Here is a 21,909-nt window from a genome sequence, read left to right as displayed (position 1 = left end):
TTGTGCGTCCGCCCGGGGATCCGGGCCGCACCCGTGGAGGCCGGCCCACCCCCTGACGGGGTGGGCGGCCTTCACTGTTGTGCGGTGCCGGCGGCCGGGGCCGTCGGCACGTGTCGGATCAGCTCGCGTTCGGCCTGGCGCGGCGGTAGAGCACCACACCGCCGAGGAGGAACGCGACACCCGCGGGAGCCAGGACCATGGTCGCGGCACCGGTCTGCGGGAGTCCGCCGCGGCTGGGCGGCGTGACCTGGCCCCCGGTCGTCCCACCTGAGGTGCCGCCACCGGTCGTACCGGCCGGCGAAGTGCTGGTCGGCGGAGGCGGCGGCGGGAGGGTGGGAGGAGTGCTGCCGGGCGGAGGCGGCGGCGGGAGAGTGGGCGGACCACTCGTGGGCGGAGGCGGCGGCGGCAGCGTCGGCGGACCACTGGTCGGCGGAGGCGGCGGCGGGAGAGTGGGCGGACCACTCGTGGGCGGAGGCGGCGGCGGCAGCGTCGGCGGACCACTGGTCGGCGGAGGCGGCGGCGGCAGCGTCGGCGGACCACTGGTCGGCGGAGGCGGCGGAGGCAGCGTCGGCGGACCACTGGTCGGCGGAGGCGGCGGAGGCAGCGTCGGCGGACCACTCGTGGGCGGAGGCGGCGGAGGCAGCGTCGGCGGGCACGTCGTCGTCGGCGGCGGAGGCGGCGTCGTGGGCGGGCACGACACCGGCGGGCACGCGGTCGGCGGCTTCGTCGTCGGCGGCTTCGTCGTCGGCGGCTTCGTGGTCGGCGGCTTCGTGGTCGGCGGCTTCGTCGTCGTGGGCGGCGGAGGCGGCGATGACGGCGGCGGCCCGAGCGTGGGCGGGCACGTCGGCCCGCAGTGCGGCGGCTTGGGCGGCTTGCCGCCCACGTTGACGCACTTGTTGCCGAAGGCCGGGTTGAGCAGACCCACGACATTCACGGTGTTGCCGCACACGTTGACCGGCACGTGGACCGGGGCCTGCACGACGTTGCCCGAAGCCACCCCCGGCGAACCCACTGCGGCCCCTTGCGCACCGCTGCCGGCGTTGGCGATACCCACCGCGGCGGACGCGAGCGCGCCCGATGCCGCGAGGGCCACCAACAGCCCCTTCTTGGCAAGCTGTTGCATAGGAGATTCCCCTGTGTCTTCCGTGTGAGGGGCGGGACAGTTGCCCCGCAACGGCATTAACAGGGTTCGATCAGTTCAAGTCACTTAAGAGGACACCAACGCGCTTAAAGTTCGCCCGATCGGATGAGATTCAGGATTTCTGACGACCATCCGATTCACCCGTTCGATACCACCTCGATCAAAGCTGTCCGCCCGGCTGCGCACCGATGTCCAACTTCCTTGCGCCAAAAGGCAAAACGGCCCCGGGGAATCCCCGGGGCCGCCGTAATCCACGCCCTAGCTAAAGGACACCTGCGAAGATCAGGTGTTGGCGCAGAAGTTGCCGAACGCGGGGTTCAGCACACCGATCACGCTGACGGTGTTGCCGCAGACGTTCACGGGGACGTGCACCGGCACCTGGACCGAGTTGCCCGAGCCGACACCGGGGGAGCCGACGGCCGCGCCGTTCGCCTCCGCGTCGGCCATCGCAACGCCGCCGCCCGCAAGCGCCAGTCCACCGGTCGCGGCCGCCAGAACCACGACCTTGCCCATCTTCTTCATGTGTTTCAGTCCTCCTTGTCGGAACCACGGCACGCTTGCGCGCCGCACAAGGGGAAACGACATCGGTATGCGGAGGCTACGGACCGGATGGGCGATTCACCTTTTAGGGTTGCAAGCGGTCCCCGCACCAATCCCGCACTCGGCACCGCCCGTCCGGTCCGGCCCACCCGTCAGCAGGCGTCGATGAATCGGTCGAGGACACGCACTCCGAACTGCAGTCCCTCCACCGGGACACGCTCGTCGACCCCGTGGAACATCCCGGCGAAGTCCAGGTCCGCCGGCAGCTTCAGCGGTGCAAAGCCGAAGCAACGAATCCCCAAGTCGGCAAAGGACTTCGCGTCCGTACCGCCGGACAGGCAGTACGGCACCGCGCGGGCCCCCGGGTCCTCCGCCTTCAGCGACGCGGCCATCGCCTCGACCAGCGCCCCGTCGAAGTCCGTCTCCAACGCCCGGTCCCCGTGCACGCGTTCGCGCCGCACGCGGGGGCCGAGCACGGCGTCCAGCTCGGCATAGAACTCGTCCTCGAAGCCCGGCAGGAACCGCCCGTCGACGTGCGCGGTGGCCTGCCCGGGGATCACGTTCACCTTGTACCCGGCGCCGAGCATCGTCGGCTGCGCGGTGTTCCGGATGGTCGCCCCGATGATCCGCGCGATCGGCCCGAGCTTCTCGATGGCCCCTTCGACGTCCTCGGGGTCCAGCTCGATCCCCATGGCGTCGGACACTTCCTCCAGGAACGTCCGCACGCTCTTCGTCAGCCGGACCGGGAACTTGTGCGCCCCCAGCCGCGCCACGGCCTCGCACAGCTCGGTGATCGCGTTGTCGCGGTTGATCATCGACCCGTGGCCGGCCGTCCCGTCGACGACCAGCTTCATCCACTCCATGCCCTTTTCGGCGGTCTCGATCAGATACAGCCGCAGATCGTCGTTGACCGTGAACGAGAACCCGCCGACCTCCCCGATCGCCTCGTTGCACCCCTCGAACAGCCCGGGGTGCCGGTCCACCAGGTGCCGAGCGCCGTAGACCCCGCCGGCCTCCTCGTCCGCCAGGAACGCCAGCACCACGTCCCGCGGAGGCTTCCGCCCGGTCCGGGCCCGCTCGCGCATGACCGCCAGGACCATCGCGTCCATGTCCTTCATGTCGACCGCCCCGCGGCCCCACACGCAGCCGTCCGCGATCTCCCCGGAGAACGGGTCGTACGTCCAGTCCGCCGCATTCGCCGGCACCACGTCCGTGTGCCCGTGAATAAGGAGCCCCGGTCGGCTGCGGTCCTCCCCCTCGATCCGCACCACCGTGCTGGCCCTCCCCCGGTCGGACTCGTACACCTCCGGTTCGAGCCCCACCTCCGCCAGCTTCTCCGCCACCCACTCCGCGGCCGCCCGCTCCCCGGGCCCGCTCCCGTCCCCGAAATTGCTCGTATCGATCCGGATCAGGTCCCGGCACAGCTCGACAACCTCACTCTCCGCACGCGAGACAGCACGCTCGGACGTCGCAGCCAGGTCACTCATCGAAACTCCGTAAGGTCAGACGCGGTCGACTCCCAAAGCCCCATCCTGCACCCACCCCCACTCCCCCCACCGGCCCCGCGCCCCGCCCCCGCGGAATCCGCGTTTCCGCCGATCTTTGATATGGTTCTCGACGTCGCCCCGACCTCCGGGTCACGGGCCACACACCCAGTCCGGGTGGCGGAATAGGCAGACGCGCTAGCTTGAGGTGCTAGTGCCCGCAAGGGCATGGGGGTTCAAGTCCCCCCTCGGACACAACGAGATCTCCATATCGTGGGCGTCGGGATCAATCTCGACGGTCACGATGTGGGGATTTTTTGCGTACGCAAGCTTCACACCGAGCTTCCTGTACAGCTCCTTCTTGCCCGCCCGGTCGGCGTTCCGTACGGCGGCGGCGAGATCCCCGAGTCTCGCAAGGAATACCCGCAGCTCGGGTTCCGTCCAGCGCTGCCGGGGCTTCCACGCGTCGATGACGGTCTGCGCGGTGGCGCGCTCGGCGGTGACCTGCCGGGTCCATCCGGCAACGGCGACGGGGTCGCCGCCCGCGTCGAGGACGGCCTGGTGGCCGGTGAGCCTGCGGTCGCATTCGGCGACCTTCGAGCGGGCCTGGGACATCTCGGCGTCGGCCGCCGCATGCAACTGCATCTTCGCGTCCCGTGATGTACGGGACGCGGTGCCGGGCAGGGCCGCGTTGCCGGTCGCCGGTCGCCGGTCGCCGGTCGCCGGTCGCCGACCGCAGCGTGCTGTCCAATTTACGCACCGCTCTTTCCGGGTCGGCTCCGCGGACCGGCGCCGTGTCACCCTGTCTCCGATTCCCGTCGACAGCCGAGAAATTGGAGACAGGCCGTTGTGAAGACTCGGGGCTCCGTTTTCGTTTCCGCCAAACGCAAGGTCGCGCTGGGCACCGGTTTCGCGCTCGCCCTCTGCATGGGTGCCACGGTTTATGTGCAATCCCAGGGCACCGCCAACGCGGCGCCGGACACCGTTATTTCCGTCGATTTCGCCAAGATCGTCGGAAAATCGACCGCCGACCGCTTCGGCGTGACCTTCTCGACGTTCGGTGTGGACGGCGGTCCGGTCGCCAAGAGCCCCGAGGAAATCGAGGCGCTCAGGAGCCTCGGGGTCGGCGGCATCCGCATCCACCTCAAGCCGAACGGCAACGGCGAGGTCGTCTCGGGGGCGGATGGCGGCGACACCGGCGTCACCGGACACGAGTGGCTCACCGCAATCGAATCGATCGGCGCCGAGCCGACCGTTATCGTGAATACCGACCCGGGTGACGCTCTTGCTGTTCTCGACTACTTGAACCGACACGGCCACCAGGTGAAGCGGTTCATCATCGGCAACGAGATGGACGCGAACAGCAAGTCCGACCTCAGTGCCGCGCAGTACACCGCGGCCTTCCGACAGATCGCCGCGCAGATGCGGCGGGTCACCCCCGACCTGCGCATCGGCGGCCCGGCACCGGCGTACTTTGACGAGAACCTGCTGCGTACCTTCATCGACGGCGCGGTACGGAACGCGCTGCCGCAGGAGCGCGCCAGTTTCGTGGACTACCACGCCTACGGCGCCGGCAACGGGGAAAGCGCGACGGTCGCGTCCTCGACCCGGTACCGCGAACAACTGCGCAAACTCCGGGCGATGGTCGGCGACGACCCCTCGGTGGAACTGCAAGTCGGTGAATTCAATATGAACTGGGGCGACGAACCCCAGAACAACACCCATTTCGCCAGCGTCTGGGTGGCCAACGCGTTCGGCGATATCGTGACGCAGGGCGCCACTGCATTCCTGTACGCGGACAAGAACAATGCCATGGGTGTCATCGGCCCGGGCGGCGCCCGCAAGGCGAGCCACGTCGGAATGGAGATGTTCACCGGACACGCGGCCGGCGGCCCCCGGCACTTCGGCCGCGACGTCGTCCAGGCCTCGAGCAACAATCCGGACGTGTTCGTTTACGCCTCCGCCAACGAGGCGAACATCGTGGTGGTCAATACCGGGCCAGAGGGGCACGCCCGGCTGGACCTGGACGGTGTCGCGCGCGGGTCGGCCGACATCTGGCAGAGCGCGGGCGTGCTCGGCAGTATCAACCGCCCTGTGCAGAACGGCTCGGTGAACGTCCGGGACGGTCACATCAACGCTGTCCTGCCCGGTATGTCCGTCACCACGTTCGTCATCAACGGCCTGGTCTTCGGACCCCCCGAGTCCGGAGCATCGCCGAGCCCCTCGGCGTCGGACACCGTTCCCCCGCCCTCGTCGCAGGCGCCGTCCGCCCCGGCAACGCCCTCATCGCCGGGGCCGTCCGGAACGCCGTCCGCCCCGGCGTCGACCACCCCGGCACCGGGCACCACCTCCACGACGACCGCCCCCGCCCCGGGTACCTCCGCCCCGCCTCCCGTTCCGCCGCCGGGCACCTCCGCACCCGCGCAGTCCGGGCAGCCGCGTGGGCAGCTCCCGAACCTCGGCGACGCGCGCTGGCGTGCCGAGGGCTCCGCGACGGTCGCCCCCGGCACGGCCGTACTCACCCCCGTCGACCAGCGTTTCGTCGCCGGATCGGCTTACTACACCGAAGCGGTGCCCTCCGCCGCGCTCCAGGCGTCGTTCGACGCCACCATCGGCGGCGGCGCCGGCGGTGACGGCCTCACCTTCACGCTGCTCGACCCGGGGTCCGGCAAGAGAGTGGGCGAAATCGGCGGCGGCCTGGGCTACAGCGGGCTGACCGGGGTCGCGGTAATCGTGGACACCTTCGACAACTCCACGAACAAGCTGGGCAACGTGGTCGGCATCGCGACCGGCGCCGAAGGCACCACAATGCGGTACGCCGCCTCGACGACCGCCGTACCGCAGCTCCGCACGACACACCACTTCGACGTGATCGTGGCAGCGGGCACGCTGACCGTGAAGATCGACGGCGCGGTCGTCGTGCGTGCCAAGGTGACCCTGCCCGACCGCGTCCTGCCGGCGTTCACCGCGGCCACCGGCTCGACGGCAGACCGCCACCAGGTGGCCAACGTGAAGGTCACTTACGGCACCTGACACGGGGCGCCCGGCGGGATTGGCCACACCGCCGGGCGCCACTGGGCTTCCCCCCGATTTGTGAAGACTCTTGAGCTGCGGATCTGCGGATCCGTGGAGAGGGTCTGGTCATGGGGACTCCCAAGTACCCGGGGGAGTTCAAGAAGGACGCGGTCGCGTTGCCGGAGTCGTCCGGCAAGGCGGTCGCGGCGGTCGCGCGCCGGCTCGGGATCAACTGTCCAAGCCACTGTTTGCCGCACGGCCGCAGGACGGAACTGAGCCGAGGTACGCGGTTGCTCCAAACCGCTTGAGGCGTGCCCCCGTGAGCTCCCATCAGCCGTCCCCATCGCGTCGGAGGAGCCTTGCGATCGCACCTCGGTCACCAGCTCTCGCGACCTGTGGGCCCCGACCTTGAGCTCGACGGTCATCAGACTGGAGAAGACGAGTAGCCGTCGGGCCGGAGCAATGACTCAGCTATCGGCCCCCTGGATCACCAGGCGCCGGATGGCGAGCAGCAGTCCGAGGATCGACAGGTCGACGGCCGGCGCCACGAGCGGGGCAACCCAGGAGAAGACACCGAGACGCAGGGCCAGTGCCCACACGTTCCCGAAACCGAACAGGAACGTCAGTGCCACGACGGCACCCTTCAGGGCCGTGACCGCACGGACGGGATCGTGGTTCGCTGAGGTCGTGCTGGCGGTATCTGGCCTGGTCACGACAGCACCACCAGGTTCTGCTGCGGCTGGGTCATGGTGCGGGCGTAGTGGTTGTGTCCCCCTCGGACACCAGAAAAGACCCTGGCCGCAGGGTCTTTTTGCATTTCGGGGGGCAATCCGGCGCACGCGTCCCGACCCGCGAGCGAGGGTCCGATACGGCACAGCAGTCCGGCCGGCCGGCCGGCCTCAGCTCAGTGAGGCCGGCCCACGGGAACATGCGTGGAGCCCCCTCAGCCCCGGAACAGCACCGCGTTGGCCTGGCTGCTGCTCGTGTCCGCCATCAGTACGCGGCCCTGATACACGTCGAAGAGTCTTGCGAGGAACTTGGGCACATTGTCGTCGATCCGGATGGTCGACGGCCGGTCCGCCGGTCGGCCGTCCGACGCGGCAAATCCTTGGATCGTCATGGCGCCGCCGAGCGTCGAGGTGTCGAGCACGTGCACCGCGTTGTCGTCGGCGGACAGGATGACCGGCGACGACGACTTGGGAACCTGCCGGTTCCACCTAGGGGCGCCGGTGGCGATGTCGAACGCGACCACATGGGCCTGTCGGATCCCGGTCCCCGAGGGCTTGGTGAGGCCGTAGACCGTGGTGGGAGTCACCTTCAGCGGCCAGCGCGGCAACGCATCCAGCAGGGAGCCCGTGAGGACCTCGATGTTCCCGAAGCTGCCGGAGAGCGGGAAGTCCTTGCCCGGCACACCGTTGCGGTCGAACGTCTGGATCCGCGGCGGCGTCGTGTCGTCGAGCACGTCCGGCCGGACGATCGCGGTCAACGGCGACGCCGACAGCAGGTGCACGCGTTCCTTCGGGTTCAGCTTCAGCGTCGCGGCCTGCGGCGTGAGCTGGGTACCGGACGCGTCCAGCACGGCGGTGCGGCGGAGGGGCTCGGCGCCCCGCTCGTCGACGTCTTCCGTCATGAGCACCAGCACCCGGTCGGAAGAGGTCCGGATCTCGTCGTTCGAGATGTAACTCGTGGTCGGCGGGACTTTCCACGTCCACGCGACACTGTTGTCCGCGGTGCGCAGGCCGACGACGGTGTTCGACGTCATCACCGTGAGCAGGTTGTCGCCGACGAAGCCGAGCGTCAGCGTGTCGCGGCTCAGCGGCGAACCGTCCTTGCGGGTCCCGGCCACGGTCGTGCTCCACAACGTCTTGCCGCCCTGCGCGGTGTCGACGAGGGATACGGTCGTGCACTCCCAGTTCTTGTCCGCACTCGTCCACGCGACAGCGCCCAGACCGGACTTGGTAAGCCCCTCGGTCATCCCGCACACGCCGAGCCCGGGGGACGGTGGCGCAACGGCTCCGGTGACCTTGCCGGTCGCGGCGTCGAGAATGTCCACGCCGGTACCGCGCCCGATGTACACCTTGGCGTCCGTCTGCCAGATCGCCGCGAGCGTGCGGCCCGTCGGCCCCCCCGGGGTTACCGGCGGTGCGTTCCAGGCCATGGTCAATTCCGGTGGGATCGGCGCTTGGCCGGGCTCCTTCGCCGGGGCGTCGAACGCCTCGGCGGACGCGCTCGGGGCGACGTCCGAGGGCTGCGCCGCCGGCTGCTTGCCGCCGCAGGCGGCCAGCGCCCCGCCGACCAGCACCACCACCGCGGCGACGGAGGTGATCCGCTTGCGGGCGCGCCCGGGCGGCGCGCTCGGCGGCATGCGGTAGCGGTGCGGATTTCCGTATTCCTGCGGCGAGTTCGATGGCTGCGGCGGGCCCGGCGGCGTCGTTGGTATGTGTGACACGCAGCAAGACAGTAGTCCGCCACCCCGCTCGGTGGCTTGCACAGATACGCGGTCTTTTGCCCCGCATTATCCATCCGACGCGGGCCGCCACTGCGAGTAGGGGCCCGACCGCGCCAGGGCGCGATCGAACATGGACGCGTGCCGGGCCCGCGGTCGGGTCAGTGGCGCAGTTCGGTGAGTTCGGCCAGGCCGGTGCCGGGGGGATCGGCTGGGAAGCCCGTCGGGTCCCGCAGGAGTGCGGGGAGCCGGGCGCCCGGTGAGGTGGTCGCGTAGAGGGCGACGGTGAGGGGGCGCAACCCGCTGAGGCGCTGTTCGTCGGCGTCTTCGGCGACGTCCTGGGGCATGCCCGTGATGAGGTCGCGTTCCAGGAGGGCCTCGGCGGCACGGATGTGCGAGCGCACGGTCTTGGTCGCGACGCCGAGTTCGGCGGCGGCGGCGCCCGCGTTGAATTCGGCGTCGACCCACGCGCGGAGGGTGCGGACGAGGTCGCGCCGGTCGTCGGCGAGCGGGCGGATGGCCTTGTCGGCCCACGTGCGGACCCGGGGGTGGGTGAGGATGTCGTGCAACGAGGCCTCCGGCAGGTCGGCGGGCCCGCTCGGGTGCGCGGTGACGATCTGGATCGCCAGCGACAGGGTGATCCGGTCGAGCGTGCGCTCCGGGTCCAGGCCCACCGCGCCGCAGACCTGGGTGACGCGCCGCGCCACGGTGTTGCGGTGCACGCCGATGATGCGTGCCGCTGCGGACGTGCGGAACTCCAGGGCCATGGCAGTGGCTTCGAGGATCTGTGCGCCTTGCCGGGGAAGGCTCAGGATCGGGTGCAGGAACCGGCTCGCCCACGCGTACGAGGGCCCGGCCGGCAGCACGTCCACCAGACTCGGGGTGCGCGAGGACGTGATGACGGTGCGCTCCGGGTGGTGCGAGGCCCGTGCCAGGGCGTCGGCGGCTTCCCCGTAGGCGCTTCCGATGCCTTCGATCGGATGCGCCAGGCTGCCCCCTACCGCGACATTCGCGATGCTGAACGTCTCCCGCAACCTGCGCAGTTCACGCTCGGCGTCGTGACCGCCGTGACCGTCGTGACTGCCGTGCTCCGGCGCGACGACGATGACGTGCTCGTGGTACGCCGGACACCGCACCGCCAGCGCACGGTCCCCGAGGCTGCGTTCCACCTCGGCCATGACCGTGTCCCGGTCCGCACGGGCGCAGTCGACGATGAACACCCGCGCCGACTCGCTGTCCAGCAGACCGGGTGCCAACCCCGCCATGACCCGGCGCGCGTGCACGGCGTGCCCGGTCATCAGCATCTGGAAGGCGGAGAGCCGGATGCCCCGCACCGCGGCGGCGACGTGCTCCCCCGCATCGCGCGAGCGCGGCGCCAGCGCGTAGGACAGCGCCGCGGCCGCGTGGTCGACCACCTCTGCGTCGGCGCGTCCCTGCGGCTCCTTCGTCGCGACGATCAGCACCTCGTGCTGCGACAGCGGCACCGTTCGTGCGAACAACCCCGTAGGGGTGGTCTGGTGCGGCCGGTCGGGACGCTGGATGACGGACGCCAGAGTGAGCGGTGCGGCGGCCGGGCAGGCGGCCATGATGCCGTTGTCACCCCGGACGACGACCTCCGCGTCCAGTTCGTCGGCCAGCAGCCCGCTGATCCCGCCCACCGTGTCCGATGGTGCCCTCAACTGCTCCAGGAGCCGGCCCAGCCGCGCCGCGTGTCGGCGGGTCCGGGCGACGCTCAGGTCCATGACCGACTGTGCGAGGCCGGACTTCCAAGCGGACAGCGGCCGCGTCGAGGTCAGAACGGGGAAGCGGTACCGTGCTGCGGCCTCACGGGCCTCGCCGAGCGCCGCCTCGTGCGGCGCACCGGCGATCACGAGGCCCGCGGCGCGCCCGGCGGCCAGGGTGCGGACCAGTCGGTCGACGACCCCGATACTCGGGATGTCCGACACCACCAGCGCCTTCTCGACGCTCGGCCCGATCCACTGGCTTCCGGACAGGATGACCGCCGAGTGCACCTCGCGTTCGGCACCGGCACCGGTGCCGATACCGAACTCGGGAATCGCGCTCAAGTCGCGCAGGGAGAACATCGCCGGCTGCTCCTGTGTCGTGCACGAACGGAATGAACAGTGCTTACCGCAGTGATTTCACGCCACGCCAGACGGGGGCGCCATTCTGTGGTTGCCCGGCGAGAACAGGACTCCGACGTGCACCGGGCACTGCTGAAACGGCCCCGGCTTGCCGGAAATCGCCGGCACCGGCGCGGACAGGTCCCACAGCGCGTCCACCACGGTCTCGATCGCCGTCTCGGCGATCGAGACCGCGAGGCTCTGCGCCGGGCACCGGTGCGGGCCGGCCGACCATGCGAGGTGACTGCGGTCGCGGGTCTCGTGGCGGTGGGGCCGCATGGGGTCGAGCGCGGTGGCGGCGTGGCTCACGAAGACCGGTGTCCCGGCCGGCACATGCACGCCGCACAGGAACTTCGGCTGCCGCGCGTAGTGCACCGACGAATTGGCCACCGGGCAGCGCAGCGACAGGGTGCGGTCCATCGCCTGCCGGATCGTCACCGCCCCGCCGACGAGCTCGCCCGCGTACTCCGGATCGGTCAGGAGAATGTGCAGCGTCGACCCGATCCACGCCGCGGTCGGCCCTGCACCGAGGAGCACGAGCGCGGCGAGCTGCTGTTCCGCTTCGCCGTCGCTCAACTGCGCCGGGTGGGCCAGCAGCCACGACGCCAGATCGGCCCCCGGGTGCGCGCGCTTCGCGGCGACCAAATCCCTCAGCAGCTGCCCTAGTTCGGCCGCCGCAGAGGCCGCGTCGGGAGCGGCCGCCACCAGCGCCCCGGCGTGCAACCCGATCCGTTCGGCGGTCTCGGGTGGCAGGCCGAGCAGCGTGGTGAGGGTTTGCAGCGCCACGCGGTCCGCGTATTCCGCCATGAGATCGGCATGTCCGCGGGGGCTGAAGACGTCCACCATGTCGCCCGCCAACTTCCGTACAGTGCGCCGCACTTCATGCAGGTCGACACTGGCCAGGCAGTCGTCGACGGCCTGGCGCAGCCGTGCGTGCTCGGTGCCGTCGGCATGGTGCAGGCCGCCGCCGTACATGAACGCGAGGCTCGGCGGCACGGTGCCGTGGGCGAGCGCCTCCCAGGCACCAGGGTCGCGTGTGTACTCCGGGTCGGCCAGGAGCTCGCGGGCGGCGGCATGGCTCGTCACCACCAGCGCGTACACCCCGTCGGCGATCTCCGCCCATGCCACCGGGCCCGCCGTGCGCAGCTGCGCGTAGGCCTCGTCGGGCCGTTCGCCGAAGGATTCACCGAACAGCCGAGGCAGGGACGGGCGGTGCGTCGAATACGTCGTCATGCGGTGCTTCCTGCGGGGTGGAGGATGTCGGTGACCAGGGCGATCAGCGCCCGTTTCGCCGACTGCAGCGTCCGCGCGTCGAGGAAGACGAGGGGGCGGTCGTCGGGCAGCGCCAGCGCTTCCCGCAGTGCCTCCTCGGGGTAGACGGGGGCGCCGGGGAACGTGTTCACCGCGACCACGTACGGCAGATCGGCCTCTTCCAGCAGGCCGATCGACTCGTACGACCGGTCGACGTTGCGGGTGTCGACCAGTACCAGTCCGCCCAGCGCGCCGTGCATCAGCGAGCGGATCATGTCGGCGAACCGCGGCTGCCCGGGCGCACCGAACAGGTAGACGGCGATGTCCCCGCCGAACGTGCGGCGGCCGAAGTCGATGGCGACGGTCGTGGTGGTCTTGGTGTCCACCCGTACGTCGTCGACAACTTGCCCGGCACGGGTGAGTCGTTCTTCGGTACGGAGCGGCCGCATCTCCGAGACGGTCCCCACATACGTGGTCTTGCCGACCCCGAACGCACCGAGCACGACGATCTTCACGGACCGGGTGCCGGGTGGCAGGTGGTGGCGGTCAGAGGCGCTGTAGGCCATCCAAGACTCTTTCCAGAATGTCGCGTTCCAGCGGTTGCCCACCGGGCACGAACGGGTTGTCGGCGACCACGTTGCCGGAGACGATCAGGTCGGCGGTGAGCGCGCGCACCACACCGCCGGGCAGGCTGAGATGCGCGGATACGTCCGCGACCGACAGCATCCCGGGCTCCAGCAGTGCCAGCAGGCGCCGAGCCTGGACCCCGAGCCCCCGCACGGGCACCCGCGCGTCGAGCGACAGCAGCGTGGCCATGTCGACGTGCGGCCGGTCCTGCACCTCGGTCCGCGTCGTGATGACGGTGTGCGAACGGACGACGCCGCGGCGCGTGTGGCCGCCGCCCGCACCGGAGTTCATGCCTGAGCGTGGATCCGGCGGTCCCGGGCCGCCAAGACCGGGCCCAAGGCCTTGATCAGTTTCAACGCCTTGGAGAGTGCGAGCTGTACGTTCTGGCCGATCGAGTCGCCTTCCACGGCCACCCCCAGACCGCTGTTGCGGCTCGCGGACATCAGCAGGACGGTGTACCGCGTGAAGTCCATGATCTGATACCGCAGCAGCAGGTTCTCCGGGTCGGTGCGGCAGCAGTCGGCGAACGTGTGCTGAAGCGCCGCCACGCTCGCGAACGCGGCGCAGGAGCGCTCGACTTCGTCGCGGCCCAAGCCGTCGGTGGCAGCCAGCGCCAGCCCGTCCGACGAGAACAGCACGGCCGATATCACTCCTTCGCCGAGCAAGGCGTTGAGCTGCGGCCGCAGATCCGCCATATCGGCGGTGGCGTGCTGGTACTCCGACATCGTGTGCTCACCCTTCGTCGAGGCTGTCGTCGCCATAGCCGGTCGCGAGCACGCCCCGGAGCTGCGCGAAGCCGGCGGCGAACGCGTCGGGGTCGGACACCTCCTGTTGCCGGGGCGCCGCGGTTCGCCGAACGGCCTTGCGGGGCTGCCGCCGTGGGAGTCCGTGCGCGGTGAGGCCGTGCGCGGTCGGTCCGGGCTCGTCAGGTCCGGGCTCGTCAGGTCCCTGCCCGGCGCGTGCGGAGACGCCGGACGACGCGTCGTCCACCGGGGCGTCCGCCAGGGGGGCGGCCGGGTCGACGGGGACGGCCGCGGCAGCTGCCGGCGACGCCGGGGCTTCCCGTGCGACCACGATCCGACGGCGCAGGGGCGCGGGTTCGGCAGGCACCACCGGCACCTCCTCGATCGGTTCCGCGGCCGCGACCAGGTGCGCCGCGGGGATCAGCAGGTCCGCACGCACGCCGCCGGACGCCGACGGCGACAGCCCCACCAGCAGCCCGTACACCTGCATCAGGCGACCGATCACCAGAAAGCCGAGCTTGCCGGGCTCGGCCAGGCCCGTGACGTCGGTGGTGCCGGCTGCCAGCGCCGCCTCCGCCTCCGCCAGCTGCGCGGGGCTCATGCCGAGCCCCTGGTCCTCGACGGTGATGCGCATGCCGGTCGGCACCAGTTGCACGTGGGTGGCGACCGCCTCGCCCGAGTATGCGGCCGCGTTGTCCAGGAGTTCGGTCAGCGCCACGATGACCGGCTCCACGATCAGCCCCTCGACGACCGCTTCACCGGTCTGCGCGAGGTAGGTGTAGTCGACCGCGTCGCTCTGCCTGATGCGGCCGCGGGCACTTTCCACGATCTCGGCGACGGTGCAGTCGGCGCGCTGCACGCCCGGCCACGATTCGGTGAGGATCCGCAGCCGCTGAACGGTATGCGTGGCCAGGGTGACGCTGTGGTCGACCCGGGCCAGCGTCCGGGCCGCGGAGGCCGTGCCGGACAGGCCACCCGGGCGGCCCAGGTCGTCATGGTCGTCGAACCCGCTGTCGATGTCCCGCTGGGCGCGGGTCAGGCTCGCCTGGATCTCCTCGGCGGCGACCCGGACACCCGCACGAGCGGAGTCCTCGACCCGGCGCCGCACCGCCGCACCCGCGGCGCGCACCGCATCCTCGGCGGCCTCCAGGTAGCCCGCCGCCTCGGAGTCGGCCAGGAGGTCCGGACGCCGCAGCCCGACAGCAATGGGCACCCGGACCCCCTGGAGTTCTTGCAGCACGGCAGGCAGCCGCACTTCGACGAGGTGCCCCAACTCGGCCATCACGTGCTGGAGTTGCGACCAGTTCTCGGCTGCCTCCGCACGTGCCTCGGCGATCTGCCGCAGGGCGTCCGCGCGCGCCGTCGCCGCCGCGTCCTCGGCCTGCCGCTCCGCCCGGGCAAGCGCCTGCTCGGCCCGGGTCCTGGACTGATCGGCACGCCTGTCCGCCCGGCGCCGGGCGGGCAACTGCGCGGCCCAGGTCAGGCCCGCCGCGATGCCCGCACCGGAAGCACCGACCACCAGGTGTACGTTGTCGATCACGAGGTCTCACCCCATCGCCGCACGAACGAAAGCCGTCGAGGCCCGCCGGCCCGGCGCAGGACGGGCTCCGGGCAGGCGGACACGAGCTAGCGGCCGGCCGGGTGGAAGGCGAGGACGGTGCAGCCGCCCTCGGACTGCGGGAAGTGGACCGAGCCCGGCGTCGCGATGATGACGCTCCCCTCGCCGTACTCGGCGGTTCCGTCGCCGAACACCCCGGACGTCACCACGAGGATCTCCGGGAGCCGGTGCTCGTCCGCCCCGAAGGCGGCACCCGGAGCGAACGTCAACTCCATGATGACGGACGGGTCTTCCGGCGAACCCTCCTTCACGATCCGGGCCGTGATCTTCTCGTTGACCTGCAGGGGTTCCGTCGCGGCGAGGGAGGTGACAGTGAATCCGGCCAGCATGATCATCCTTGTCTGCCGTGCTGCGCCCCGGAAAAGCGTGCCGAGCCACGACGGCTCGGGCTGGGGGCAGCAGCACGTTAGACGCGTCCGCCGGGCCGGAACTACGGCTCCGGTGCAACATTTCCGAACGGCGAATGGGCCCCCGTGCACCATTCCGGGCAGCGCCGCACCCCGCACGCGTCCGTAGGCGCACAGGGGACGACTCGGATGCACCATGCGCAGATGATCATGCTGCTGCCACGGCAGCTGCCCGCGACATTTCCATGCGGGGGGCCGACGGACCTGTCCTGATAGCGCTGCGCAGCTTGGATAGTTCGCCGGAACGCGCGACCCCGATCATCAGTCCACGCGCTCTCGACGGCTCCGGTCCGCGGATCATTCCGAGAGGTTTCGCGTATTCATCGGGGGATCCCGTCATCGTAAGGAAACCTGCATGCGTCTTCTCAAGAAGTCCGTGATCGTCGGTGCTGCCACAGCGGCTCTGACCGTCGGCGTTGCCACCACGCAGGCACACGCGAGCATCGGCCCCGCGATCAGCAGCAAGAACTCGTGCGGGTATGCCCAGTTCGAGGATGCCGGCGACCTCTTCTACATCCACGACACCTGCAGCGACGGCAGGGCTGTCCGCGTCTACTGGGACATGGGCGCCGACGGCGTGGGCTGGTCCTACTACGACTACCGGGGCGGCTACACCGGCTGGGCGAAGTCCTACAAGCTGGACCTTGAACTCACCGAGAACAGGTGGATGAACGTCCAGGTCTGTCTTTCGGACAACGCCGTCTTCGTGAATGGCAGTTGTGGCTCCGTGCGCCTGGAGTACACCAGCTGATCGGCGCGTTCGGAGCGAACCGGCGCCTGTGTCAGGCGCCGGTTCGGGTGCAGTGGCCGGGTCGATGCAGAGCCCGGGCGCGCTTGCTTCTCGGGGATCGCCCCGTCCTCGGGGGTGTTCGGCTACGGCTTGCCGTCGGAGCGGCGGTCGATCGCGTCGCCTGCGACGTGGTAGATCGCGTTGATGGCCGCGATCAGCTTGTCCGAGTCGCCGTCGGCCATCGGCTGGCTGTCCGCGCGGTAGCTGCGCTCGTAGATCGCGTAGCGGTACAGCGAGGACGTGAGGTCGAGGTAGGTGGTGTCGTCGGTCCGCGTCGTGGCACCGGAGTCGGCGGGCGCAGCGACCGTGGCGAAGTTGGGGGAGATTTTGTCGCTGTCCACGTCCACCTTGATCGTGGCCGCAGCCGTGGCGGTGGGCATCTGCATCACCGACACCGAGACCTGCACGTTGTTGGCCTTGTCGACGTACAGCGCGGAGACCACCCGCTGGCAACCCTGTTGCTTGAGCATGGCGGCGACTTTGTCGACCGCCACCGGCTCGCAGGTCTCGATGACCTTGACGCAGGCGCGCGTCAGCGTGGAGTTCTTGTACTTGTAGGGGACGCTGGCGACACCGAACACCTCGTCGCCGGTCAGCGGCTTGGGATCGGTCGAGGCGTTGCGCAGGTCTTCACGGGTCAGTGTGCCGCGCGGTGGCTTGCCGGTGGCCGTGATCGCCACACACGGCCAGCGCGTGCCGCTGGTCGGGGACGCGGACACGGTCGCAGACGGGGACGGGGAGCCTGCCGCGCTCGGCGCGCCGGACGGCTCCGCGGTCGGCGAGGCCGCCGGCACGCCTGATGTCTTCTGTTCAGCCGCGTCGTCCTTGCCACCGGAGTCGCCACCGCACGCGACGCCTGTTGTCAGTACGGCGAGGCTGCACGCGATCACGCCGAGGGTGCGCAGTCTCCGGCCGGACGCACGCGTCCCCGGGCGGTTCTGCGGCTCACGTATCGACATCGCGGTCTCATTTCGCATCATGGCCCACATCTGATTGCGATGTGCTCGCCGGTCGGGCGCACCCAAGCTGCCGGTACGTTTCGTACACGGCGGCTGATAGCCGCAGGAACCTACCACCGGCCCGACCGGTGTGATCATGGAGAATCGGCCGCCCTCGGAAGTCCGCGCAATCTGGACACGCCTTCCCGGCCGATGCGCCACGCCGGCGCTGGTCGGACGACAATGGCCGCCTCGCCAGCGAGAGGTCCGAGATCGCGGAGACCGAGGATGGCGGGGCGACCTCGGTGACGAGGACGACGACGGCGACGGCGACGAGCCGGGCGCGCGACGAGCCGTCGAGGCATCCCGAACTCGGGGCGCTGATCCTCGAACACTTCGGGACCGTGCAGGAGGCGTGGCGCGGAGTCGTCGAGCGGGGGATCGCGCGCGGGGAGGTGGACCCGACGTGCGCCCCGGTCGCGGTCGTGGACATGTTGGCGAGTCAGCTCGTGCTCGCCCCGCTCATGCTCTACCGCCCGCCGGAAGAGGCGGAGATCGAGGCGCTCGTGCACCTGGTCCTGCGGGCCACGCGTCCAGCGCGCGACGAGTAGCGGAGTCGACAGCGGCACCGGGTCCGCGAGCGCAGGGTCGAAATGAAGGGGCCGGGGATCGGCCGCAGGCTGTTGCCGCGCGACCGATGCTCCGGTCGGCGCGAACGCCGGTGCGGGGGTGCAGGGGTGCAGGGGTGCAGGGGTGCAACCTGACGAACTACCCCGCCGTGTGCACCGGGAAGCCGAGGCGGCCGAGGGCGCATGTCACCTCGCGGGCCGAGAAGTCGCGACGGTCCTGGCCGGTGATCACCTCGCCGATCTGCATCACCGGATAGGCGTGTCGGCCGACGGTGACGCGATCACCGGGGCCCTGCTCGGGCTCGACCTCGCTCATGAGCTTCGCCACCTCGTCCCGATTGAGATCGAAGCCGAATCCGGCGATGACGAGACGCATGGTCGCCCCCACACGTGGGCGTCGGTCGGCGGGAACACTCGAGGGACTCAAGGGCTGAGCGCGCATTATCGGTCTCCAGATGTGAGCGGTGCTGTCGGCGGAATCCGGCCTGTGCCCGACACGTCAGCGTTGATCGGCCTCTGCCTCCGCGACGTCGGCGTTCGCATGGGTGAGCTGCGGTTTCGCGTCATGCCGGCTTCGGCAGCGGGCTCGGCGGTTGCCGTCTTCTTGCCAGACCACTCCGTGCACGCCGCAGTGGCCACGGGCCATGGGCGGCACCTCCCGCAGGTTCGGACGTGAATCCGCGGAAGTGAGGTGGTGTTCGATCCGGTGGGCGGGATTGCCATCGACCGCATCGATCAGACGGCCACCACGCAGGTGCGCCCCTCTGCGGCGTCGTGGGAAGCACCGCGCATAGGAGGTGACGTCAACTCGGAGCGCCGACGAAGTCCCTCGCAGGCAGCCTAGCCGGGCGGCGCGGCTGACAGTAGGTGCACTTGATCTCGTCGCTCCGGAATCCGATACGGATCCCGCGCTCCGTCGGCGGCGACGTGCACGCCTTTCATGCCCCGGGGTGACGGAGCTCGGCCGGGCGAGTGACAGAGGGCATTGCCGGCTGCTCCGGGCCTGCCCCGCGTTCGAGGGTCCGACTCACAGCCAACCGGGCGGCGTGCGCGTCTGCCACGGCTCCGATGCGTGGTCGGCCTACCGCGACTGTCGAGGAGTTCCATCCGTGCGTTCGAGCGGCGTCGCGGTGCTTGCCGCCGTTCCAGCGGTGATTGCGGCTCTCTCCGAGCGACCATTCCGCCTCCCGGGAAAGCCTGATGGACAACCCCGATGTCACCGGCCGATATCGTGGTGCTTCGGGTCCCCGCCACCACCCACTACTGGGCAGTGGAGAAGGTCGGCTGGAGAGGGACCGACATCCCATCGCGGAAACCGAACCGAGCCGCACCGCACCGGTGTTGCCGGCCAGTCGGTGCGGCGCCTTTCCGCGTCCTGATGCCGTCCGGCATCAGGAGCCTCGTCACGAGAACGCAGCGACCCGAGGCGCCGCGTGTGCGCCCGCGGCTGCGGCACGATGGTGCAGGACGACGGTTCGACGACAACGCTGGACGAAACCGATGAAACGAACGATGCAGATGAACGTTGCAGTTGAACGATGAAGAGGTGCAGTGGTTCCCCGTGACACCCCCGGTCGTCCCGACAAGTTCGACGACGACGACTACCCCGCCTACAGCATGGGCCGGGCCGCCGAGATGATCGGCGCCACCCCGGCATTCCTCCGGACGCTGGGCGAAGCCCGGCTGATCACCCCGTTGCGCTCGGAAGGCGGACACCGCCGCTACTCCCGGTACCAGCTGCGCATCGCGCAACGCGCCCGGGAACTCGTCGACCAGGGAACGCCGGTGGAAGCCGCCTGCCGCATCGTCATCCTCGAGGACCAACTCGCCGAAGCCCTGCACATCAACGAGGAGCTTCGCAAAACGAACCCCTACGGGCCACGAGGCGCCGAGACCTGAACAGCACGCCCACCGCGGGCCGGATGCCCGAAGTCCCCTTGCCAGGACATGGCACCCGCGGCGAGCCGGTCCAGGCACTCAGCAAGACAGTGTGGACAACGGGTCGGCGTCGTCGTGTCCGACAGCCGGAGCACAGCGCTGATCCGAGGAATCACAGCATGCGGCTTGTCGGGTACCTGCCATGGTTGCTGCTCCGGCGAACGGTCCGTCGACGTCGATGACGTCCCGAAGGCGGAGATGGTCCGTGTACGACGGACTCTCGCGGACAGCGGCCAGTTGCTTTCGGGTGACCAGGTCCGAGCACTGGTCGTCCTCGTCGCAGACCAGCAGGCGTTCGGCTTGGGCGCCGGACAGCACCGCCAGCGCCACCTCGACGGTCATGTCTGTCCCGACCCGCAATTCCGACGCGCACGGGGCCGCTGCGAGACGGTGCGCGGACGGGCCAGGGGGTATCTGTTTCGTGACCACAGGTGCCTCCTCAGAAGGGGGAGCCGCCGCCGCAGGCTGCCATCACTATTCCCCCGGCACGGCGCGTCCCGTGAAGAAGTGGGGACCGCAGGCGCCACCGGGACCCGACGGCCGGGGCCGAACGGAAGCGAGCCGAGGCCCGCACCTCCAGGTGCGGGCCTCCAGCTGTGAATCAGCGCGTCGCGGTCAGGCGGGAACGATGTTCTCGGCCGTCGGGCCCTTCTGTCCCTGGGCGATGTCGAACGTCACCTTCTGGCCCTCGGTGAGCTCACGGAAGCCCTGCGCAGCGATGTTCGAGAAGTGCGCGAAGACGTCCGGGCCGCCGCCGTCCTGCTCGATGAACCCGAATCCCTTTTCCGCGTTGAACCACTTCACCGTACCGGCAGCCATATCGAATCTCCTTCAGGGCAATACCCGGAGCCCGCACCGTGCGGACCCCGCGTCGCCGTGATGATTGCCCAGCCGAACAGATCCGACATGCAAAAACACGCCGCCCACCGAAAACCGGCGGGTGAGCGAGTTCGAGGTTTTTGGGAACCACAACTGCAACTGCTGTCGACAGTAGCACGGCGCAACCCTTTCAATGCCATCCGGAATTCTATTCCGCTCGAGGTCGCAGGAATTCTCGCCGCGCGTTGCGGCTATTTCTGCCATCGCAAGTGCAGATATTGTGCCGCGCAGGGTGTGACAATGAAGTCCCGCGCGGACACAACCGCGACCCGGTGCAGAGCAGAGCAGGCGGCCGACCGGCCGACCCGTGATCGAGAGGTCCGAGCATGGCGGAGATAGAGGACGTCCGGTCGCTGGGGACGGCCTTGGAGCGCTCGTATCCGGTGTACGTCCGCGGCCGGCTGAAGTTCCGTGTCGGGCAGATCGTGTACGTGGCGTTCTCCCTCGACGAGACGGTGATGGGCTTCGCCTTCCCCAAGGACGAGCGAGCCGACCTCGTCGCGAGCGACCCGCGCAAGTTCCGACTGCCGGCGGAATCGGACCTGCGCTTCAACTGGGTCCACGCCATCCTCGCGTCCCTGGACCCGAAAGAAGCCCGCGAACTGGTCGTCGAAGCCTGGCGCATGGTCGTCCCCAAGAAGATCTCCCGCGCCTACGACCTCGCCCACCCCGACGGCCCGGGCTGAGTCCAAGGGAACCGCAAGCGGGCAGATTTTCCGACGAGACCTCGCGCGCCGCCGATTTCGTAGAGGGCTTCGCGAGTGACGAACTCGTCGTTGTCCGCTGCGGAGAGAATTGCCTCGGCCTGCCTGGCCATCGACTCGCGCGCCTGTTTGGCCTTGTTGGCGTGGTGGCGAAGTAGCGCCCTCCTGAGACTGGTTGCGCCGGAACTCGACCAGCACCTGATGCGGCAGCCGGACGCGGCCCCGAAACCCCGTCAGCACGGTGAGCATGTAGCCGCGGACCTTGCGGTTCATTCGGTAGAGATCGAGCAGGACGTTGGTGTCGAGCACGACCAGCATCCGGATACGCCCCGACGGCCGCCGATTGTTCCACTGACACCCTTTGTTTGTCGGCGAGTTGCTTCGGAAGGCTGCAACCCTCGCCCCGGCCGTCGTGCGAGCTCACACTGCGACAGGCTCCCTCGTGGCGCGTAGTCCTTGGTGGGGATCGTGGGGGTGGGGGTGGCTGGTGTCGGGGAGGAGGAGGTTGGCTCGGGTGCGTGATGATCCGGGCGGGGTGGCTTGCCTAGCGTCTTCGGGGAGGGCGCGGGTGGGCCGTGCCGGGGTTCGGGGATGCGATGCGGTTCATGGGGAAGAGGGCGGGGCGGGCGCGGGCCG

22 protein-coding genes, 1 tRNA gene and 1 pseudogene are annotated in these 21,909 nt (G+C 69.9%); 7 read left to right on the top strand and 17 right to left on the bottom strand.

Translation table 11 applies throughout. The features are described from left to right. Nucleotides 1-118: 118 nt before the first annotated feature. The 3 genes from LZ495_RS21170 to LZ495_RS21155 all read right to left on the bottom strand — a co-directional run bounded on the left by LZ495_RS21170 (nucleotide 119) and on the right by LZ495_RS21155 (nucleotide 3,168). Nucleotides 119-1,123 carry a chaplin gene (locus tag LZ495_RS21170; RefSeq protein ID WP_372498614.1) on the bottom strand — a complete coding sequence of 335 codons (1,005 nt, stop codon included), beginning with the start codon at nucleotides 1,121-1,123 and terminating at the stop codon, nucleotides 119-121. A 300-nt stretch (nucleotides 1,124-1,423) separates the two neighbouring features. Next, on the bottom strand, nucleotides 1,424-1,654 hold the full coding sequence (locus LZ495_RS21160; RefSeq protein WP_268823148.1) for a chaplin: 231 nt from the start codon (nucleotides 1,652-1,654) through the stop codon (nucleotides 1,424-1,426). A 179-nt stretch (nucleotides 1,655-1,833) separates the two neighbouring features. Beyond that, on the bottom strand, nucleotides 1,834-3,168 hold the full coding sequence (locus LZ495_RS21155; protein WP_235054118.1) for a M20/M25/M40 family metallo-hydrolase: 1,335 nt from the start codon (nucleotides 3,166-3,168) through the stop codon (nucleotides 1,834-1,836). Nucleotides 3,169-3,336: 168 nt separating this feature from the next. Between LZ495_RS21155 and LZ495_RS21150 the strand changes: the two genes are divergently transcribed. The 3 genes from LZ495_RS21150 (at nucleotide 3,337) to LZ495_RS21140 (ending at nucleotide 6,198) form a co-directional block, all read left to right on the top strand. Continuing rightward, nucleotides 3,337-3,420 (top strand) — tRNA-Leu (locus LZ495_RS21150). 18 nt (nucleotides 3,421-3,438) lie between these two features. After that, the gene (locus LZ495_RS21145) at nucleotides 3,439-3,825 is read left to right on the top strand and encodes a hypothetical protein (protein WP_235054117.1); all 387 of its coding nucleotides are present in this window, start codon (nucleotides 3,439-3,441) and stop codon (nucleotides 3,823-3,825) included. A gap of 267 nt (nucleotides 3,826-4,092) precedes the next feature. After that, nucleotides 4,093-6,198, top strand: coding sequence for an L-type lectin family protein (locus LZ495_RS21140; RefSeq protein ID WP_235054115.1), 2,106 nt, complete (start codon nucleotides 4,093-4,095; stop codon nucleotides 6,196-6,198). Nucleotides 6,199-6,647: 449 nt separating this feature from the next. Here LZ495_RS21140 and LZ495_RS21135 read toward each other — a convergent pair whose 3' ends face one another. The 9 genes from LZ495_RS21135 to LZ495_RS21095 all read right to left on the bottom strand — a co-directional run bounded on the left by LZ495_RS21135 (nucleotide 6,648) and on the right by LZ495_RS21095 (nucleotide 15,317). Continuing rightward, on the bottom strand, nucleotides 6,648-6,812 hold the full coding sequence (locus LZ495_RS21135) for a hypothetical protein (protein WP_235054113.1): 165 nt from the start codon (nucleotides 6,810-6,812) through the stop codon (nucleotides 6,648-6,650). Between the two features lie 311 nt (nucleotides 6,813-7,123). Then, nucleotides 7,124-8,629 (bottom strand): hypothetical protein, encoded by a 1,506-nt coding sequence (locus LZ495_RS21130; RefSeq protein ID WP_235054112.1) that lies wholly within the window; start codon nucleotides 8,627-8,629, stop codon nucleotides 7,124-7,126. A 158-nt stretch (nucleotides 8,630-8,787) separates the two neighbouring features. Next, nucleotides 8,788-10,710: a helix-turn-helix domain-containing protein gene (locus tag LZ495_RS21125; protein ID WP_235054110.1), complete on the bottom strand. Its 1,923-nt coding sequence runs from the start codon at nucleotides 10,708-10,710 to the stop codon at nucleotides 8,788-8,790. Between the two features lie 57 nt (nucleotides 10,711-10,767). After that, complete coding sequence (locus tag LZ495_RS21120) at nucleotides 10,768-11,982, bottom strand: cytochrome P450 family protein (RefSeq protein ID WP_235054109.1); 1,215 nt, start codon at nucleotides 11,980-11,982, stop codon at nucleotides 10,768-10,770. Then, entirely contained in the window at nucleotides 11,979-12,566 is a 588-nt protein-coding gene (locus LZ495_RS21115; RefSeq protein WP_235054108.1) for a GTP-binding protein, read from the bottom strand. The genes LZ495_RS21120 and LZ495_RS21115 overlap by 4 nt, the downstream gene beginning before the upstream one ends. Continuing rightward, the gene (locus tag LZ495_RS21110) at nucleotides 12,547-12,918 is read right to left on the bottom strand and encodes a DUF742 domain-containing protein (protein WP_235054106.1); all 372 of its coding nucleotides are present in this window, start codon (nucleotides 12,916-12,918) and stop codon (nucleotides 12,547-12,549) included. Before LZ495_RS21110 ends, LZ495_RS21115 begins: the two co-directional genes overlap by 20 nt. Then, complete coding sequence (locus LZ495_RS21105; protein ID WP_235054105.1) at nucleotides 12,915-13,352, bottom strand: roadblock/LC7 domain-containing protein; 438 nt, start codon at nucleotides 13,350-13,352, stop codon at nucleotides 12,915-12,917. The genes LZ495_RS21110 and LZ495_RS21105 overlap by 4 nt, the downstream gene beginning before the upstream one ends. Before the next feature lie 7 nt (nucleotides 13,353-13,359). Continuing rightward, nucleotides 13,360-14,910, bottom strand: a complete 1,551-nt coding sequence (locus LZ495_RS21100; RefSeq protein ID WP_235054104.1) for an ATP-binding protein — start codon at nucleotides 14,908-14,910, stop codon at nucleotides 13,360-13,362. Nucleotides 14,911-14,996: 86 nt separating this feature from the next. Then, the gene (locus tag LZ495_RS21095) at nucleotides 14,997-15,317 is read right to left on the bottom strand and encodes a cupin domain-containing protein (protein WP_235054103.1); all 321 of its coding nucleotides are present in this window, start codon (nucleotides 15,315-15,317) and stop codon (nucleotides 14,997-14,999) included. 433 nt (nucleotides 15,318-15,750) lie between these two features. Between LZ495_RS21095 and LZ495_RS21090 the strand changes: the two genes are divergently transcribed. After that, nucleotides 15,751-16,146 (top strand): hypothetical protein, encoded by a 396-nt coding sequence (locus LZ495_RS21090; protein WP_235054102.1) that lies wholly within the window; start codon nucleotides 15,751-15,753, stop codon nucleotides 16,144-16,146. Nucleotides 16,147-16,268: 122 nt separating this feature from the next. Here LZ495_RS21090 and LZ495_RS21085 read toward each other — a convergent pair whose 3' ends face one another. After that, nucleotides 16,269-17,144: a hypothetical protein gene (locus tag LZ495_RS21085; protein ID WP_235054101.1), complete on the bottom strand. Its 876-nt coding sequence runs from the start codon at nucleotides 17,142-17,144 to the stop codon at nucleotides 16,269-16,271. A gap of 284 nt (nucleotides 17,145-17,428) precedes the next feature. Here LZ495_RS21085 and LZ495_RS21080 point away from each other — a divergent pair, with 284 nt between their 5' ends. Next, the gene (locus LZ495_RS21080; protein ID WP_235054099.1) at nucleotides 17,429-17,734 is read left to right on the top strand and encodes a TetR-like C-terminal domain-containing protein; all 306 of its coding nucleotides are present in this window, start codon (nucleotides 17,429-17,431) and stop codon (nucleotides 17,732-17,734) included. Nucleotides 17,735-17,891: 157 nt separating this feature from the next. On the opposite strand, the gene LZ495_RS21075 is transcribed toward LZ495_RS21080, so the two are convergent. Beyond that, entirely contained in the window at nucleotides 17,892-18,128 is a 237-nt protein-coding gene (locus tag LZ495_RS21075; protein WP_235054098.1) for an SCO5918 family protein, read from the bottom strand. A 1,175-nt stretch (nucleotides 18,129-19,303) separates the two neighbouring features. On the opposite strand from LZ495_RS21075, the gene LZ495_RS21070 reads away from it, so the two are divergent. After that, entirely contained in the window at nucleotides 19,304-19,651 is a 348-nt protein-coding gene (locus tag LZ495_RS21070) for a MerR family transcriptional regulator (RefSeq protein ID WP_235054097.1), read from the top strand. 78 nt (nucleotides 19,652-19,729) lie between these two features. On the opposite strand, the gene LZ495_RS21065 is transcribed toward LZ495_RS21070, so the two are convergent. Both LZ495_RS21065 and LZ495_RS21060 read right to left on the bottom strand, forming a co-directional pair. Next, nucleotides 19,730-20,032, bottom strand: a complete 303-nt coding sequence (locus LZ495_RS21065; protein WP_235054095.1) for a hypothetical protein — start codon at nucleotides 20,030-20,032, stop codon at nucleotides 19,730-19,732. Between the two features lie 273 nt (nucleotides 20,033-20,305). Continuing rightward, nucleotides 20,306-20,509, bottom strand: a complete 204-nt coding sequence (locus LZ495_RS21060; RefSeq protein ID WP_235054093.1) for a cold-shock protein — start codon at nucleotides 20,507-20,509, stop codon at nucleotides 20,306-20,308. 386 nt (nucleotides 20,510-20,895) lie between these two features. Between LZ495_RS21060 and LZ495_RS21055 the strand changes: the two genes are divergently transcribed. Continuing rightward, on the top strand, nucleotides 20,896-21,255 hold the full coding sequence (locus LZ495_RS21055) for an MmcQ/YjbR family DNA-binding protein (RefSeq protein WP_235054091.1): 360 nt from the start codon (nucleotides 20,896-20,898) through the stop codon (nucleotides 21,253-21,255). 195 nt (nucleotides 21,256-21,450) lie between these two features. On the opposite strand, the pseudogene LZ495_RS45320 reads toward LZ495_RS21055, so the two are convergent. After that, nucleotides 21,451-21,591 (bottom strand): annotated as a pseudogene (locus LZ495_RS45320) (PIN-like domain-containing protein); the annotation flags it as partial. Nucleotides 21,592-21,909 lie beyond the last annotated feature (318 nt).

Source organism: Yinghuangia soli, from assembly GCF_021502675.1.
Classification (GTDB): domain Bacteria; phylum Actinomycetota; class Actinomycetes; order Streptomycetales; family Streptomycetaceae; genus Yinghuangia; species Yinghuangia soli.
The sequence above is the reverse complement of the archived record's forward strand: the minus strand, read 5'-3'. Positions and strand labels throughout refer to the sequence as shown.